Source organism: Methanoculleus receptaculi (assembly GCF_033472595.1).
Classification (GTDB): domain Archaea; phylum Halobacteriota; class Methanomicrobia; order Methanomicrobiales; family Methanoculleaceae; genus Methanoculleus; species Methanoculleus receptaculi.
The window spans coordinates 242138-257046 of sequence record NZ_CP137642.1 but is presented as its reverse complement, the minus strand read 5'-3'; the positions used below and the strand labels follow the sequence as shown (position 1 = coordinate 257046).

At 58.4% G+C, this 14909-nt stretch carries 15 protein-coding genes and 1 tRNA gene; 8 read left to right on the top strand and 8 right to left on the bottom strand.

The genetic code is table 11. The features are described 5' to 3' along the window. Positions 1 to 6: 6 nt before the first annotated feature. Genes R6Y96_RS01375 through R6Y96_RS01365 form a run of 3 tightly spaced genes read left to right on the top strand, consistent with a single transcriptional unit; the run spans position 7 to position 1544 of the window. Positions 7 to 378, top strand: coding sequence for a Mov34/MPN/PAD-1 family protein (locus R6Y96_RS01375; RefSeq protein ID WP_318621705.1), 372 nt, complete (start codon positions 7 to 9; stop codon positions 376 to 378). After that, entirely contained in the window at positions 375 to 812 is a 438-nt protein-coding gene (locus R6Y96_RS01370) for an adenylyltransferase/cytidyltransferase family protein (protein ID WP_318621704.1), read from the top strand. The genes R6Y96_RS01375 and R6Y96_RS01370 overlap by 4 nt, the downstream gene beginning before the upstream one ends. Before the next feature lie 51 nt (positions 813 to 863). Next, positions 864 to 1544: a small multi-drug export protein gene (locus R6Y96_RS01365; protein ID WP_318621703.1), complete on the top strand. Its 681-nt coding sequence runs from the start codon at positions 864 to 866 to the stop codon at positions 1542 to 1544. Positions 1545 to 1937: 393 nt separating this feature from the next. Here the strand turns inward: R6Y96_RS01365 and R6Y96_RS01360 are convergent, their stop codons facing one another. Beyond that, positions 1938 to 2621: a M48 family metallopeptidase gene (locus tag R6Y96_RS01360; protein WP_318621702.1), complete on the bottom strand. Its 684-nt coding sequence runs from the start codon at positions 2619 to 2621 to the stop codon at positions 1938 to 1940. 128 nt (positions 2622 to 2749) lie between these two features. On the opposite strand from R6Y96_RS01360, the gene R6Y96_RS01355 reads away from it, so the two are divergent. Continuing rightward, positions 2750 to 3352, top strand: coding sequence for a hypothetical protein (locus tag R6Y96_RS01355; RefSeq protein ID WP_318621701.1), 603 nt, complete (start codon positions 2750 to 2752; stop codon positions 3350 to 3352). A 63-nt stretch (positions 3353 to 3415) separates the two neighbouring features. Here the strand turns inward: R6Y96_RS01355 and R6Y96_RS01350 are convergent, their stop codons facing one another. After that, positions 3416 to 3886 (bottom strand): DUF61 family protein, encoded by a 471-nt coding sequence (locus R6Y96_RS01350; RefSeq protein WP_318621700.1) that lies wholly within the window; start codon positions 3884 to 3886, stop codon positions 3416 to 3418. Between the two features lie 142 nt (positions 3887 to 4028). Here R6Y96_RS01350 and R6Y96_RS01345 point away from each other — a divergent pair, with 142 nt between their 5' ends. Beyond that, the gene (locus R6Y96_RS01345; RefSeq protein ID WP_318621699.1) at positions 4029 to 5534 is read left to right on the top strand and encodes a glutamine synthetase family protein; all 1506 of its coding nucleotides are present in this window, start codon (positions 4029 to 4031) and stop codon (positions 5532 to 5534) included. Between the two features lie 91 nt (positions 5535 to 5625). Next, positions 5626 to 6441 (top strand): mechanosensitive ion channel family protein, encoded by an 816-nt coding sequence (locus R6Y96_RS01340; protein WP_318621698.1) that lies wholly within the window; start codon positions 5626 to 5628, stop codon positions 6439 to 6441. Positions 6442 to 6457: 16 nt separating this feature from the next. On the opposite strand, the gene R6Y96_RS01335 is transcribed toward R6Y96_RS01340, so the two are convergent. From R6Y96_RS01335 to R6Y96_RS01315, 5 genes are all read right to left on the bottom strand, one after another. Further along, positions 6458 to 7927: an RNB domain-containing ribonuclease gene (locus R6Y96_RS01335; RefSeq protein WP_318621697.1), complete on the bottom strand. Its 1470-nt coding sequence runs from the start codon at positions 7925 to 7927 to the stop codon at positions 6458 to 6460. 452 nt (positions 7928 to 8379) lie between these two features. Beyond that, positions 8380 to 9033: a phosphate signaling complex protein PhoU gene (phoU, locus tag R6Y96_RS01330; RefSeq protein ID WP_318621696.1), complete on the bottom strand. Its 654-nt coding sequence runs from the start codon at positions 9031 to 9033 to the stop codon at positions 8380 to 8382. An 8-nt stretch (positions 9034 to 9041) separates the two neighbouring features. Next, positions 9042 to 9803 (bottom strand): phosphate ABC transporter ATP-binding protein PstB, encoded by a 762-nt coding sequence (gene pstB / locus R6Y96_RS01325; protein ID WP_318621695.1) that lies wholly within the window; start codon positions 9801 to 9803, stop codon positions 9042 to 9044. After that, positions 9796 to 11706, bottom strand: coding sequence for a phosphate ABC transporter permease subunit PstC (pstC, locus tag R6Y96_RS01320; RefSeq protein ID WP_318621694.1), 1911 nt, complete (start codon positions 11704 to 11706; stop codon positions 9796 to 9798). The genes pstB and pstC overlap by 8 nt, the downstream gene beginning before the upstream one ends. Positions 11707 to 11745: 39 nt before the next feature. Continuing rightward, positions 11746 to 12609, bottom strand: a complete 864-nt coding sequence (locus R6Y96_RS01315; RefSeq protein WP_318621693.1) for a phosphate ABC transporter substrate-binding protein — start codon at positions 12607 to 12609, stop codon at positions 11746 to 11748. A gap of 133 nt (positions 12610 to 12742) precedes the next feature. On the opposite strand from R6Y96_RS01315, the gene R6Y96_RS01310 reads away from it, so the two are divergent. Next, on the top strand, positions 12743 to 13744 hold the full coding sequence (locus R6Y96_RS01310) for a PhoU domain-containing protein (RefSeq protein ID WP_318621692.1): 1002 nt from the start codon (positions 12743 to 12745) through the stop codon (positions 13742 to 13744). A 21-nt stretch (positions 13745 to 13765) separates the two neighbouring features. Here R6Y96_RS01310 and R6Y96_RS01305 read toward each other — a convergent pair whose 3' ends face one another. Next, on the bottom strand, positions 13766 to 14596 hold the full coding sequence (locus tag R6Y96_RS01305) for a class I SAM-dependent methyltransferase (RefSeq protein WP_318621690.1): 831 nt from the start codon (positions 14594 to 14596) through the stop codon (positions 13766 to 13768). A gap of 101 nt (positions 14597 to 14697) precedes the next feature. Here R6Y96_RS01305 and R6Y96_RS01300 point away from each other — a divergent pair. Further along, a tRNA-Ile gene (locus R6Y96_RS01300) sits at positions 14698 to 14772 on the top strand. The last annotated feature ends 137 nt before the right edge of the window (positions 14773 to 14909 follow it).

Here is a 14909-nt window from a genome sequence, read left to right as displayed (position 1 = left end):
GTAAGAATGGCCATACGCGGGATCAGCAGGGGTCTGCTTGAGATGCTCTTTGAACTCGGGCGGCAACATCATCCAAATGAGTTCGTTGCGGTGCTGCGGGAGCGTAACGGTGTCATCAGCGATCTCGACCTTGTGCCCGGCACCATAGTCGGGGAGAAGAGCGCCTCGTTCTTCATCGATATGCTCCCGCTGGATACCCACCGGGCCGGCAGCGCCCACAGCCACCCGAACGGTCTCCTCTCACCGTCACCGGCGGATCTCAGGTTCTTCCCCTCTGTTGGCCGCTACCACATCATCATCGGCCCCCCCTACACGCGGGCCGACTGGCGCTGTTACCACGCGGACGGGAGCGTGACAGACCTGGAGGTGATTGGATGAGGCGTGTGGTCGCGACCGGGACGTTTGATATCCTTCATCCAGGGCACCTCTATTACCTGGAGGAGTCCCGGAAACTCGGCGACGAACTCTATGTGATCGTGGCGCGGGACGCGAACGTGAAGCACAAGCCAAAACCGGTCATCCCCGAGGACCAGAGACTCCATATGGTTGCTGCACTGAAGCCTGTGGATCATGCGATTCTTGGCGATCTCCATGATATGTTCCGGCCGATAGTGGAGATCCGGCCGGATATCATCACGCTCGGGTTTAACCAGCACTTCGATGAGGAGCGTCTCCGCCAGAACCTGGGGGAGCGTGGACTCGATGCTGAGGTCGTCAGGATAGCCGGTTATTTCGGCTCTCTGGCCAGTTCATCAAAGATCATCGAGCGTATCCTGAACACCCGGTATAGGAGTGGCCCCGGGGGATCCTGATGGGGAGGGGTGACCCCGTCCTCGAGAGAGCACCGCAGGTGGCGGCGGTTCATGCGGCAGATTGAGATATGGGGCGATGATGATCCCGATGACCGGACGAACGTCTTGAAAGTCCTGATTCCGTTCCTGCTCTGCGGTCTCTTTCTCTCTATCGTCTGGTTCTTGCTCCCGGTTGGGGGGTGGCTCTTTCTCTTCGCGATGATGGTTGCCTATGTTGTCCCGCCGCTTGGTCGCGAATCTGTCATACCTCTCTGTATCCTCGGGGGGATCCCCTGGTGGCTGGCGGCGTTCACCATAGTGTTTCTGGACTTTGCCGGCGGGCTTTTCATGGCCTGGAACTTCCCGCTGCTCATGCGCATACCTCGCGTCGGCCCCTGGATCAGCCGTTTTGTGGAGGCGGGGAGGTCGTTTCTTGACAGACGACCCTGGTTGGAGAGGCTCTACTTTGTCGGGCTCATAGCGTTTGTGGCGCTGCCCTTCGACGGTTCGGGGAGTATCGTCGGATCCATCGTCGGGCGGATGCTCGGCATGACAAAGACCGAGGTTCTCTCCTGTATCGTCATAGGCGCTGTTATCGGGAGTTATGCAATCGCTCTTGGCATCGATTGGGTTGTAAACCTGATCCCGCCGGGAGCCGGGTTCCTTCTCTCGATTGCCGTCTTCCTTCTGATCTGTGCCACACTTCTTGTGACCTACCGGAACCACTATCAGAGACCGGAGACGGAGGGCTGAAGCGTGGTCAATGGGTCGAGACCCTGCAGAAATGGTTGACCGGTTCTTCTTGCAAACACTTCCGGTGATGCAATCGTGCCATTCGTGTTGAAGGTCTTTTGTTGAACCACCCTCACCACCCCCCGGGAAGATGGGCAGCGGCTGGTGGTTGGCGGTGTGAAACCGGGCGGGGTGTCACGGATGAGGCATCAAAGAGGGTTCAGCGGGAACCGATGGAGAACACCCTCTCCGCCAAAAAACCAGTTCACCTGCGCATCCAGATAGGGGCGAACGGTCTGCGGTGGCGCACATCCCCTGGAATCAGTCCTCGCAGAGGTTCATCGGACCTGGGCGCTGCCTGAAGGTTATCGGTTTGGCAGTCTTCGATCGAGAAGCGGGTAAAAACCACTCCGGTTATCTGGTATCCTGCAGCCTCCTCCATACCCGGTTCCGCTCGAGTATGACCCAGTATCGCCGCAGTTCGGCTTCCGCCTCCAGGTAATCGGGGCAGCGGTCTGCGACCAGACGCCAGAACCCCTGCGAGTGGTTCTGCTCGCGCAGGTGGGCGACCTCGTGGATGACGATATACTCGCGCAACGACTTCGGGAGGGCTATTACGCGGAGGTTGAAGTTCAGGTTGTTGAGCGTCGAGCAGCTCCCCCACCGGGTTCTCTGCATCTTAACCGTGATCCGGCCAACCTTACGGCAGAGAGGGTCGGGATGGGTCTCAACCCTCTCTGCGATCTCCTCCCTCAGGAGCAGGCTCAGGTTTTGCCTCAGGCTCAATATGGATGGGCAGGTGACCGTCTCCCCCGGGACGTCGATCGCGAACCGCGCGCCGCGGAGCAGGCGGTGAAACCGTCCGTGGAGGAGGAGCAGATCTTCCCGCCCGCACCCCTCGGCGGCCAGTCGGTCGAGTTCATCTTGCCGCCTCTCGATCCATTCAGCGTTGCGCTCCAGGAAACCTTTGACGTCAAACGACGGCGGTGCAACAACGCGCAGGGTTCCGTCCGGCTGCACCTGGAGGCGGGCGGTGCGCACCCTTTTGCGGATAATGGTCACATCTCGGGGGGTGCTTTCCTCCTCTCTCCGTTTCATGCAGGAATTACTTGTATTGTCTGGATAAAAAACGTGATCAGGCACGTACCTATACCTGATGATGACAAAGATTTACGCAGGGTTCCCGCCCGGAGGCGCGGGCGGGTTGCGGAAGGATGGTGGCAATCATGAGCGAGAAGGAACTCAAGATCGGTGACATCGCGCACCTCACCGGTCTCACGGAGCAGGAGGTCCGGAGACTCATTCAGACCTACGAGAGTCTCTTTACCTACCGGATGATAGGCCCGGTCAGGCTGTTTCCGCAGAGAGCGGTCAAGATCGTCAGGGAACTTGCGGAACTATCTGGAAAAGGTCTTTCGCCGGATGAGATCACAGAGAGGCTAAAGTCCGGGAAGAGACCGGCTGCGCCGGAAGAAGAGGCGGCAGAAGAGGCAGAGCCGGCCGCTGCCCCCCTCCCGGCCGAGGTGGTCATAGATCTCGGGGTGATGCGGGATACGCTTGCCCTGCAGGAGCGCCGGATTGCGCGCCTCTCCGAGGAACTCGATCGTGAACGCCAGGAGAGGGCCAGCGAGACCGCTCAACTCCGGAGAACCATCGATGATCTGGAGGAGCGACTCTCCGAACAGAAGAGACACCTTGCACTGGTTGCAGAGTGGGTGGACTACTTCGATCGGCAGGTGGATGAGATCACGCGGCCGTTGCTCGAACGGCTGCGGCGGAGGGTCACGAAGAAGAGCGATCCAGGCCAGTCAGTCAACCGATCTGGCTGACCCGGCAGGACGCGTTCTCTCATCGGGGAATCCTTTATCTTCATTTTTTGTGGAGACTGGATGCTACCTCATCACGATCTGTATTGCCGTTGGGTACCGACCCATCATGAGATAGACAAGCGGTTTTGCTATCCAGAGTCGGCCCTCATGCATCCTCCGGAGCGAGCTGATCTCTCCCAGGTGCTGGAGGGCCTCTACCGCAGCCTCATCCGAAAGAAAGAGGCTGTCAGGAACGGTTGAGTCAAAGTAGAAGAGGACAGGAAGCCTGAGCCGCCGCTGCAGTTCAGCCGGGAGGGTTTCCTTCAGTCGGAGAAGGACGTCGCGGTCGAATTCGTAATACTCTCCTCCTTTTGTGATGGTCGATGGTCTCTCCTCTGAGAGCAGGGTTGCGAGACGTTTTCGTTCCGCAACCACGCCGTCGTTGATTCTACCGATCTCAAACCGCATCCAGCGGAGGATTGTTGAGTCCTCGCCGGTTGAGGGTCGCCCGGGCATAAGTATCGCGCTCCTCTGGATGAGACCTATATTCTGCATGAGGTATATAACTCACCCTCTCTTTCCGACCGGATGAAGGGGATATCAAACCAGTATCTTCAGGCTTGCGCTCCGGCTTGATAAACCTCTCCCGGCGCGAAGATATTTCTTTTTATACGGTCAAATACAACGATAAAAAAGAATGAAAGATTCTGAGATCCTGATGAACCCAAACAGGTTGGTGCGTTTTCTCAAGAAAGATCCGGCTGAGTTTACAAAAGAGGATATCATCTGTTTTTGTGAGGCAAACGGCGTTGAGATGGTTAACTTCCGCTACGCCGCAGAGGATGGCAAACTAAAGACCCTCAACTTCGTAATAACCTCGCGAAACCACCTCGATACCATCCTCTCCGAGGGTGAGCGCGTCGACGGCAGCAACCTCTTCTCTTTTATTGAGGCGGGGAGCAGCGACCTCTACGTGATCCCGCGCTACCGCACGGCGTTCGTGAGCCCGTTTTCCGAAGTGCCTACGCTTGAGGTCCTCTGTTCTTTCTACGATGTTGATGGGAAACCACTGGAGAGTTCGCCAGGCTACGTGCTTCGCAAGGCGAACGAAGAGTTCACCCGTCGCACAGGCTACACCTTCATGACCCTGGGCGAGCTTGAGTACTATGTCATCAGCCCGCGCGATGACCTATACCCCGCCACCGATCAGAAAGGCTATCACTCATCCGGGCCTTTTGTCAAGTTTGCTGACCTGCGGGATGAGGCGATGCGGTTGATAGCGTGTGCCGGGGGCAGGGTAAAATACGGTCATTCGGAGGTTGGATGCTTCTACGACGGTGACACCTACTACGAGCAGCATGAGATCGAATTCATGCCGATGCCGGTGGAGCAGGCGGTCGAGCAGCTGATCATTGCCAAATGGGTTTTACGGATGCTGGGGGACCGCTACGGTGTCGAGATCAGTTTTGCCCCGAAGATCACCGTCGGCAAGGCCGGTAGCGGGATGCATTTCCACATGCTCGTCGAGAAAGATGGCCGGAACCTTCTGGTCGAGGAGGGCAGGTTAAGCCCGCTTGCCAGGAAGATGATCGCCGGAATTCTTGACGTATCCGATGCCCTGACGGCGTTCGGGAACACCATCCCTCTCTCTTACCTGCGCCTCGTCCCCCACCAGGAAGCGCCGACGACGGTCTGCTGGGGCGACCGCAACCGCTCGGTCGTGATCCGGGTGCCCCTCGGCTGGATCGGTGCCGACGACATGGCACGTGACGCCAACCCCGCTGAGAAAGGCCCTGCCGGCGACCGTCCCTCAAAACAGACTTTCGAGTACCGCGTTGCTGACGGTTCGGCCGACCTCTACCTTACCGTCGCCGGTCTGATTGTGGCGTCGCTGCACGGGATCGAGATGCCCGATGCGCTCGAGGTTGCGGAGAGGCTCTACGTCAGCGGGAACATCTTCAGCCCGGCGTTTAAGGAACGGCTTGCGGAATTCCGGCAGCTCCCCGCCTCATGCGTTGAGTCTGCCGTGGCGCTTGAGGCGAAACGGGCGATCTTCGAGAAATATGGCATTTTTCCGCCGGGAATGATCGATAGCCGTATCGCCGCACTGAAAGCCTTCGATGACCTTGGGCTGAGTGAGAGGCTTTACGGGAACAAAGAAGCGATCCGGGAACTGGTCAACGAGTTCCTGCATGTAGCGTAGATGACCGGAGTCATCCATTTTTCTCTCCCGGGCGAACCTGTTTGATGCCGGATGATACGGGTATATATGTTTTCCCAAGCCATCAGGGAGTATGGCGTTAGAGGATATTCTCAACACTCCCGTTCCGCTCACCAGCATCACGCTTGAGACCGTTGTTCTCGCGGTGATCGCTGCGGTAATAGGGTTGATCGTGGTGAGGGTGCTCAGGTCTGCCTTCAAAATGGCTCTCTCCCGGGCCACCAAACTCTCTGGACTGGTTGTCGATTTCCTGTTAAGTTTCTTCTCGATCCTGCTCTACGTTATCCTCGTACTCGTCGTCATGGCGACGCTGGGGTTTGATGTCTCCTCTGTGGTTCTCGGTCTCTCGGCTGTGATCGGGCTTATACTGGGGTTCGGCCTCCAGGACACCATCACCAACCTGGCCGCGGGGGTCTGGGTGGCGGTATTCCACCCCATCGAGAAGGGGGAGTTTGCCGAGATCAACGGGATCTCCGGGACGGTCACGGGTGTAGGTATCATGACAACCGAGATGCTAAAGGTCGACAACACCTACATCACAATCCCGAACTCCCAGGTCTGGGGTAACCCCGTGATCAATTACAGCCGGATGGATACCCGGCGTGCCGATGTTACTGTGGGTGTGGCCTACGACACAGACCTGAATAAGGCGATCAGGGTTGCCACTGACCTGATGAAGTCTCACGAGAAGGTGCTCCCATCACCTGAGCCTGTGACGGTCGTAACCGAGCTGGCGGACTCCTCGGTGAACCTCTCTCTGCGGGCTTGGACGAAGACGGATGACCTCTGGGGAGTGAAGTGGGATCTGACCCGAGAGATCGTCGGGGCTTTCAGGGATGCCGGTATAGAGATCCCATTCCCACAGGTGGATGTTCATCTGGACAGTTGATCTAAACCTTTTTTCTTCACCGGGTATACCCGAGATCGATGTAACCCTTGTAGGGGTCGACAGCCAGCAGGCGGACACGTATCCTCTGGCCGACCCGCAGCCCCCGTTCCCCAATGACCACCCTTCCTTCGGCCGGCGGATCGATCAGCCGGACATATGTCCCCTTATCCGAGGCGCCGGTGACAAACGCCTCGAAGGTCTCGCCGATCCGATCCCCGAGGAGTACCGCCGCTGCCGCCTTCCGGACGAACCGCTCGACCTTCTGGGCTGCCTTGTCCCGACCCGTGAGCCAGGAGGCGAGTTCGTCGAGTTCTTCGGGTGCGTAGGGCGGTTCGTGTTCACCGGCGAGCACCGATTTTACCAGCCGCTGGATGATGATGTCGACGTAACGCCGGTTTGGTGCGGTGCCGTGGGTGTAGTCGGCGACAGCGAGGGCGAAGTGGCCTATAGGCTCTTCCCCCGGCCGAAACGCCACGTACTCGCCTGTCCCCATGAGTTTTATAACGGTAAGTGAGAGGTCAGGGAAACGCTCGGGGTCGGCCGCTTTCTCCCGTATGAGGAAACGGGTGAGAGCCTCCGCGTCCGGCTCTTCGGGCAGTGCCGCCCCGCGCTCCGCCGCCACGGCAACGATCTCCTCCCAGTAGTTCGGTTTGCGGACGACCCTGTGGATCATCGGGAGACCCGCGCTATTCAGGAACGCTGTCAGCGTCCTGTTCGCCGCGACCATAAACTCCTCGATCAGGCAGCGGGCGCGGTTCTGCCGCTGGATGACAAGACCAAACACCTGATCACCCTTCACGAGCGGTTCGGGTTCGATGGTCTCAAGGACGAGCGCGCCTCTCTCCGTCCGGTAACTCTTCATCCGTGTTGCGGCCCGGTCCTGGAGCAGGATCTGTCTCATGAGGTCTGGTCTCTCCCGGATCATATCGGGCACCGGGCCGCTCCCCTCCAGCCAGTCGCCGACCTCTTCGTAGACGAGCTTCGCCTGGTTTGCAACTATTGCCCGGTAGACGTCGCCGGGCACAATGCCCCCGTCGGGGAGGACGGTATACTCGATGACAACCGCCAGTCGTTCCTGGCCGGGAAGGAGCGATGTCAGGCCGGCAGAGAGACGGTCGGGCAGCATCGGAAAGGTTGTAACCCCGGTGTAGACCGCCGTCCCGTTCCGGGCGGCATGGCGATCAGTCTCCGATCCCTTCGGGACGTAGGCGTCGACATCCGCGATCGCGATCATAACCTGGATCTCTCCGCCAGGCCCCTCTTCACAGACCTCGATCTGGTCCAGGTCTTGGGAGTCGTAATTGTCGATCGATGACCAGGGGAGCGTTCGGAGGTCACGAGGGTCGTCGATGATCGCCGGGAAGACCCTCGGTTTGAGTCTTTCGACCTCGCGGAGGACGGATGGGGGGAAGGCCGGGACGAAACCGTACTGCTGCATCGCCGTCCAGGCGATGCCCTTGAGGTTGACGGGCTGTTGATACTGCATCTCTGACTGAGAGATTCGCCTGAGGGTATAAATAATGGCCTGTGAAACTTTCGCAAGCCGCCTCTGATTATGGCAGGCTACCAAACGAGTTCCTTCAGGCTCTGTCGCGGTCTGATGAGCCTCGCCATGGAGGGAATGACCACGGGGATGTGTACAATCGCCGCGGGCCGTTTGCACCATCCAGATCTCGGGGTGGCCAGGGTTTTGCAAGGGATATCTCTTCGTGAGATGCGAGAGTCAGGGGAGGGGAACGTCTCCGTCCCACTCTCCGTCAGCGCCTCTCAGGTTGGCAGTTCTCCATCGGTACAGTGCCCGGGAGGGAGCCGCCACTTTGCGGTCTCACCGAACATTCTTTTAAAATCCTGTTCCTGCCCCAGTCATGGCTTCCGTGTGGTTATCGCCATCTGCTGCCCGCCCCCTCATGGTGGTGGGGGGCGGTCGATGAAAGGGGTTTACCGGATCTCGACCCGGTCGCCGGTCACCATATAACGCACCTTCTCTGCGATCTTACAGGCATGGTCACCGCAGCGTTCGAGGTAGCGCGCGATCATGATACAGTCCGTGCACCATGTGATCCTTCGCGGGTCATCCACCATAGAGGCGAGAGACTCGCGGAGGACGTCATACCTGAGGGCATCGACCTCCTCCTCCCTCGGCAGGATATCGTCTATCACGGAGAGGTCTTCCCGTTCGAATGCAGTCAGCGCATCGGTGACCATCCCGATGACGAGATCCGCCATCACTGGAATGCTGTCGAGGCAATCTGATGACTCCGGGACATCGGCGAGATCGGGCACCAGGATAGCGATATCTTTCCCGTATCGCCCGATGCGGTAGAGGTAGGTGTTCATCTTAAGCGCGGTTGCGATCGTCCGCAGGTCCTTTGCCACCGGCTGATACAGCGCGATGAGCCTGAGACAATCCTGCTCGATCTCGTGATCCTGATCCGCGAGTCTCTTCTTGTCGCGGTCAAACGACTCGACCGCACTCACATCCCCGGTCTCCAGCGCTTTTACCGCCCGCTGCAGCATATCAAGTGCGAGATCCCCCATATCCCGGACATCCTCCTTCAGGGATCTCAGTTCGGCACGAAATTTCTTAACCATGAATCATCCTACCCAAACCGCCCGGTGATATAGTTCTCCGTCAGTTCTTCCGTCGGGTCCTCAAAGATCCGCTGCGTCCTATCGAACTCGACCAGCCTGCCCATATACATGAACCCGGTATACTCGCTGATCCGCGCCGCCTGCTGCATGTTGTGAGTGACTATGACGACGGTGTAGTCCCGGGCGAGCCTGATGATAAGGTCCTCGATCTTTGCCGTGGCGATAGGGTCAAGGGCGGAACATGGTTCATCCATCAGGATGACCCGCGGTTCGACCGCAAGCGATCGGGCGATGCAGAGCCTCTGTTGCTGCCCGCCGGAGAGCGCGAGCGCGGGTTCGTGGAGCCGGTCTTCCACCTCATCCCAGAGCGCGGCGCGTTTCAGGCTGGTCTCGACGATATCGTCGAGCACCTCTTTGCGCCGCACCCCATGGATCCTGGGGCCGTAGGCGACGTTTTCGTAGATGCTCTTTGGGAAGGGGTTTGGTTTCTGGAACACCATACCGATCTTCTCGCGGATCGTGTATACATCTGTGTGACCGGCGTAGATGTCATCCCCCTCAAAGAGGATCTGCCCGGTAATTCGTGCCGAGTCGATCAGGTCGTTCATCCGGTTGAAGCACCGGAGAAGGGTCGATTTACCACACCCCGAAGGGCCGATCAGTGCCGTGACCGTGTTCTTCGGGATGCGTATCGAGATATCCAGGAGGGCCTGTTTCGTTCCATACCAGAGGTTGAGGTCTCTTGTCTCAAGAGTCGTTGATTCATCCATTGTTTATCACCGTTGCCCGGTTGTATCTCCGGCGGATGAGTATTGCGATGAGGTATATCGAGAGTACCATCACCAGGAGCACAAGCGCCGTTCCGAACTTCTGGTCGTCCGCCCCCGCTACGCTCGTCGTCAGGATGAATAGGTGGTAGGGGAGCGACATCACCGGTTCAAAGAGCGAGGACGGAAGATACCTGTTGCTGAAGACCACCGCGGTGAACATGATGGGCGCAGTCTCCCCGGCGGCGCGGCCTATCGAGAGGATCGCCCCGGTAATGATCCCCGGGAGGGCAGGGGGGAGCACCACCCGCCAGACAGTCTGCCACTTCGAGGCCCCGAGCGCGTAACTTCCTTCCCGAAGGGATTTTGGGATCGACCGGAGCGACTCTTCGGTCGTCCTTATTATGGTGGGGAGGACCATCAGTCCCAGAGTTATCTGCCCGGCGATAAGCGAGACCCCGAAGTTCAGGAAGAGTACCAGAAACGCAAACCCGAACAACCCGAATACGATGGATGGTGTCCCGTTCAGCAGATCGACCGCGGCACGGATCCCCCGCGTCAGCCGGGTATCGGCCGTGTACTCGATCAGGTATATGGCGGTCGCTATGCCGAGGGGGAGCGCTACTGCCAGAGCCCCTGCAACAAGGTAGAGCGTCCCGACGATCGCGGGGAATATCCCTCCTGCTCTCCCGAGGTCGCTCGGCGGGGCGGTCAGGAACTCCAGACTGATCGCACCGGCCCCGTTGACGATGATCTCGAGCAGGATCGCCCCGAGAGCCGCAAGAACGATCACGACCCCGATTGAGATCAGCAGAAACGCAAACTTCTGTGTGGTTTTCGGGTGAATAATCCTCCTTTTGGCCCGGTGAGGGAGGGAACCCGGGATGAGGCCGTGGACGGCCTGCATCAACGGCCCCGGCGCCCTGGAACGTGCCGGTGTCCTCTGCATCTGGCGTATGATGAGCCTTGCCAGGCCGTTGACGGCGAGTGTGATCGCCAGCAGGACAACCGCGACGCCGAAGAGCGCGTGATAGTGCAGGCTTCCGAACGCCACTTCGCCCATCTCTATCCCGAGCGTCCCCGTGAGTGTCCGCACCGGGGAGAAGACGTTGGTTATCGGGTCAGGAATGACGGCGGCGTTCCCGGTGACCATGAGTACCGCCATCGTCTCGCCGATGGCACGCCCCATCCCCAGTATGACCGCCGCACTGATCCCGGAGACAGCGCCGGGCACGACAACGCTCCTGATGGTCTGCCACCGGGTTGCCCCGAGTGCAAGGCTGCCCTCCCTGAACTCACGGGGGACAGAACTGAGGGCGTCCTCCGCGACGCTTGTGATGGTCGGGATGGCCATGATAGCAAGCAGGATCGAGCCTGCAAGCCAGCTCGACCCGGATGGGCGGTCAAAGAGGATCCGGATCCAGTCAGTCAGGAGTATCAGCCCGAAGAACCCATAGACAACCGAGGGGATACCTGCCAGCAACTCGACAGCAGGTTTGACGACCGCTTTAGTCCTGGGACCGGCAATCTCGGCGATGTAGATGGCAGTGGCCATACTGAGCGGGACGGCTATCGCCATCGCGAGCGCTGTCACCAGAAGGGTGCCGACGATGAGCGGGAGTATCCCAAACGATGGCGGCGACCCGGTGGGGTTCCAGTCCACGCCGGCCAGGAAGTTCCAGATACCGGTCTCGAGAACTATCTGGTAGCCGTCGCGAAGCAGGAAACCGATGATGAAGAAGACGATGAGGATCGCGAACAGCGCGACGATGAAGAGGAGTTTACTGATGATCAGATCGATGATGTGCCGTTTTGTACCGGTAGAGGGGAGTTCAGACCATGTCCAGGAGTGTCCGGACCACCCGGGATAGCCGGATCGAACTGCCGCTGGTTCTTCTTTCTTCATGGTCGCTCAGGGGTGCGGTATAAAAGAGATGTGGTGGGGTTACCCCTGCACCGGTATGTAATCGGCGCTCTCCACGATCTGCTGCCCTTCCTCGCTCATGATGAAGTCCAGGAACTCTTTTACAGCACCCCCGGGCTCGCCGTTGGTCAGCATGAAGAGCGGTCGGGTGATCGGATACTTCTTGCTGGTGATGTTCTCAAGCGTGGGCTCGATGGGGGTTCCGTCGACCTCAATCTTGAGTGATTTCACGCCGTCGGTGTAGCCAAGACCCACGTAGCCGATCGCGCCCGGGGTTTGGGAGACCTTCTGCTGGATGCCGCCGTTTGAGTTGAACTCCTCCTGATTTTTGGTGAAGTCCTCTTTATTCATCACGTACTCAGCAAAGAACTCACGGGTCCCCGATGCACTGTCCCTGCCAACAACGACTATATCCAGGTCTGGTCCGCCCACCTGGTTCCAGTTCGTGTAGGTGCCGTTGTATATACCGCGCACCTGATCCAGGGTGAGACTCTCGATGCTGTTATCAGGGTGGACGATGAGAATTACAGCATCGTCGGCGATGTGGTGCGTCACGAGTCCTGGATACATCCCGGTCTCCTCGGGTTTCAGGTCACGCGAGGACATCCCTATATCCGCGGTCCCTTCACCTACGGCCCTGACACCGACGCTTGAACCGCCGCCGCTTACCAGGACACGGGTGGAGGGATACAGGTCTTCGAAGGCTTCCCTTGCTTTCTCGGCGATGGGGAGCACCGTTGTCGATCCGGTTACCGTGATCTGCTGCGACGGTGATGCCGGTGACCCGGACGGCTGGCTGCCGAGACACCCGGCTGCCATCAGAACTACCATAAGTATGCCGGCGAGAGCAACCGCCGTCACACCCGACAGACGTTTTCCTGTCATGACAATACGTGGATGGTAAAACAATATAGTGATTTTCGACATTAAATATGGTAACGTCTATACGGTAAATACTGGTATATTCAATATTGTGATAACAGTAAACTATTTCTACTTCTATAGAAACACGTCTCTTATGGAGTTTCGGAAGGTCCAGAGGACGGGCGGGTCTTCATACGTCATCTCCCTCCCCAAGGAATGGGTTCAATCTATGAACATCAAGAAGAACGAGCCCCTTCCTGTTAAGGTCCAGGCCGACGGAAGCCTTCTCATCCTCCCCCGCTCATCGGAGGATAAAAAATCGTGGGAGAAGGAGTTTCAGGTCGACTCCATCAAGGACCCCGTCTTTCTCTTCCGGTGTCTTGTGGGCTCCTACATCGCCGGGTATACGGCCATCCGCATATCCGCGTCCACCAGGCTCTCCCCCGCCATCCGCAAAGCCGTCCGTGACTTCAGTTCAATGACCATCGGCCAGCAGATCGTCGAGGAGACCGATTCATTCATCCTCATCCGGGACATCCTGAACCCGGCGGAGATGCCGTTTGAGAACAGCATCAGACGGATGTTCGTTATAATCGGGACGATGTATAACGACGCCATGACCGCACTCGAGGCGAGGGACCCGGGGCTGGCAGAGGATATCATCAACCGGGATGTTGAGGTAGACAAACTCCAGTGGCTGGTCTCGCGCCAGTATCACCTCATGTTCAGGGACGCGACACTCCCCGAAAAACTCCATGTGACCGTTGAAGGTGCATCAAGTTATTATACTGTCAGTCGAAGCCTGGAGCGGATCGGCGACCACGGTGTTCGGATTGCATCCCATCTTCCCGTCCTGATCAGAAACGAGGTTGACGATGAGGTTGCCGCCGGGATGCTGGCCGCGACGGATGCCGCAATGTCCATACTGGATTCAAGTATGCGGTCTCTCTTCTCATCCGATATAGTCGATGCCAATCGCACCATCGACATGGTTGGGGATCTTGCCAGGATGACTGATGGTATAAGTGCTCTTGCGCACGAAAAAACCGGCGAGGTTGCCCTCTCGATCGGCTACATCGCTGAGAGCATCCGGCGGGCTGGGGAGTACTCCGCTGACATCTCTGAAGCGATCATCAACCAGATCATCCGGGATTGAAGAGATCTCCCCTTACCGGTATTACTTCTCCCACCAGATCGCCGCTGTGGGACGTCGCGTCGTCTCGACATACTTCCCGGCCTCGTCTCTGTAAAGCACCCTGCCAAAGTAGTCCCTGACCGGAGAGAGATCCTCCATACGGGGGTTGTGCATCGCCGCCCATGTCCGGGCGGCCTCTTCTGGAGAGTCGTAGACGGTCTCCCAGACGGCGTTGTAGATCCTGACGTTCGTGTATACACCGGCATCATGGAGAATGTTTACCGGGAAGATGTAGTCGGGGTAGCCCTTTCTCATGGTAGCTTCTTCTCCGAAGACTGCACGATAGAGCGCCATCTCCTCCGGGCCGCGCCACTCCCCCGCATGCCAGAAGAGGTGGACCGCCCGGGTTGCAGCGGAGTCGAGTTTTTCCAGGGCGGCGGCAAGGTCATAGAACCCAAGCGAGAATGCCGCGATGACCAGGTCGTGAGGCTCGATATCTCTCCCTATCACGGCATCCTCCAAGCGCATCTTAACGCAGGAGTAGTTCGTGAGCCTTTCTGCTGCCATCCGCTCCTGGAGGACGTTGAGCATGCCTTCGGAGGGGTCGAGGGCCGTTACGTGGGCTGCGGTCCTCGCAATCGGCACCGCAAGTCTACCTGTGCCTGCACCAACGTCGAGCACGGTCTCCCCGCCCTGGAGGTTAAGGATCTCAAGTTCCAGCCTGGTTGCTTCTTTCTCACCGCGGGTGATCCGCCTGTAGGCAGCGGCACGTCTGTCCCAGGCGGCGGCGGGATCACGGCTCTTCTCGAGCCGTTCGGGTGAGTTTATGTAGATTGCTTTCCAGAGTTCGTTCCAGTTGATGATCCGGTGCATACTGTTTTGCTAGTTCTGCGATTGTATATACTGTCCGCATCTTCGGCGTGGTGCGCACAACGTATTTATCGTGATAGATCGATGTTTATAAGGGAGTTGTAGGGCCCGTAGCTTAGTCTGGTTAGAGCGCTCGGCTCATAACCGAGCGGTCGTGGGTTCAAATCCCTCCGGGCCCATTATTTGAGCCGGGTCGCCCTGAAGGTGCAAACCCGCCAGTGACACTTTTTTGGTCCAGCCTCTCTCAAGCCCCCTTCCCTCTCTGGTTTTATTCAGGCCGGGATCTTTTGCGGTTGCCCTTTATCGTGGTGACCGC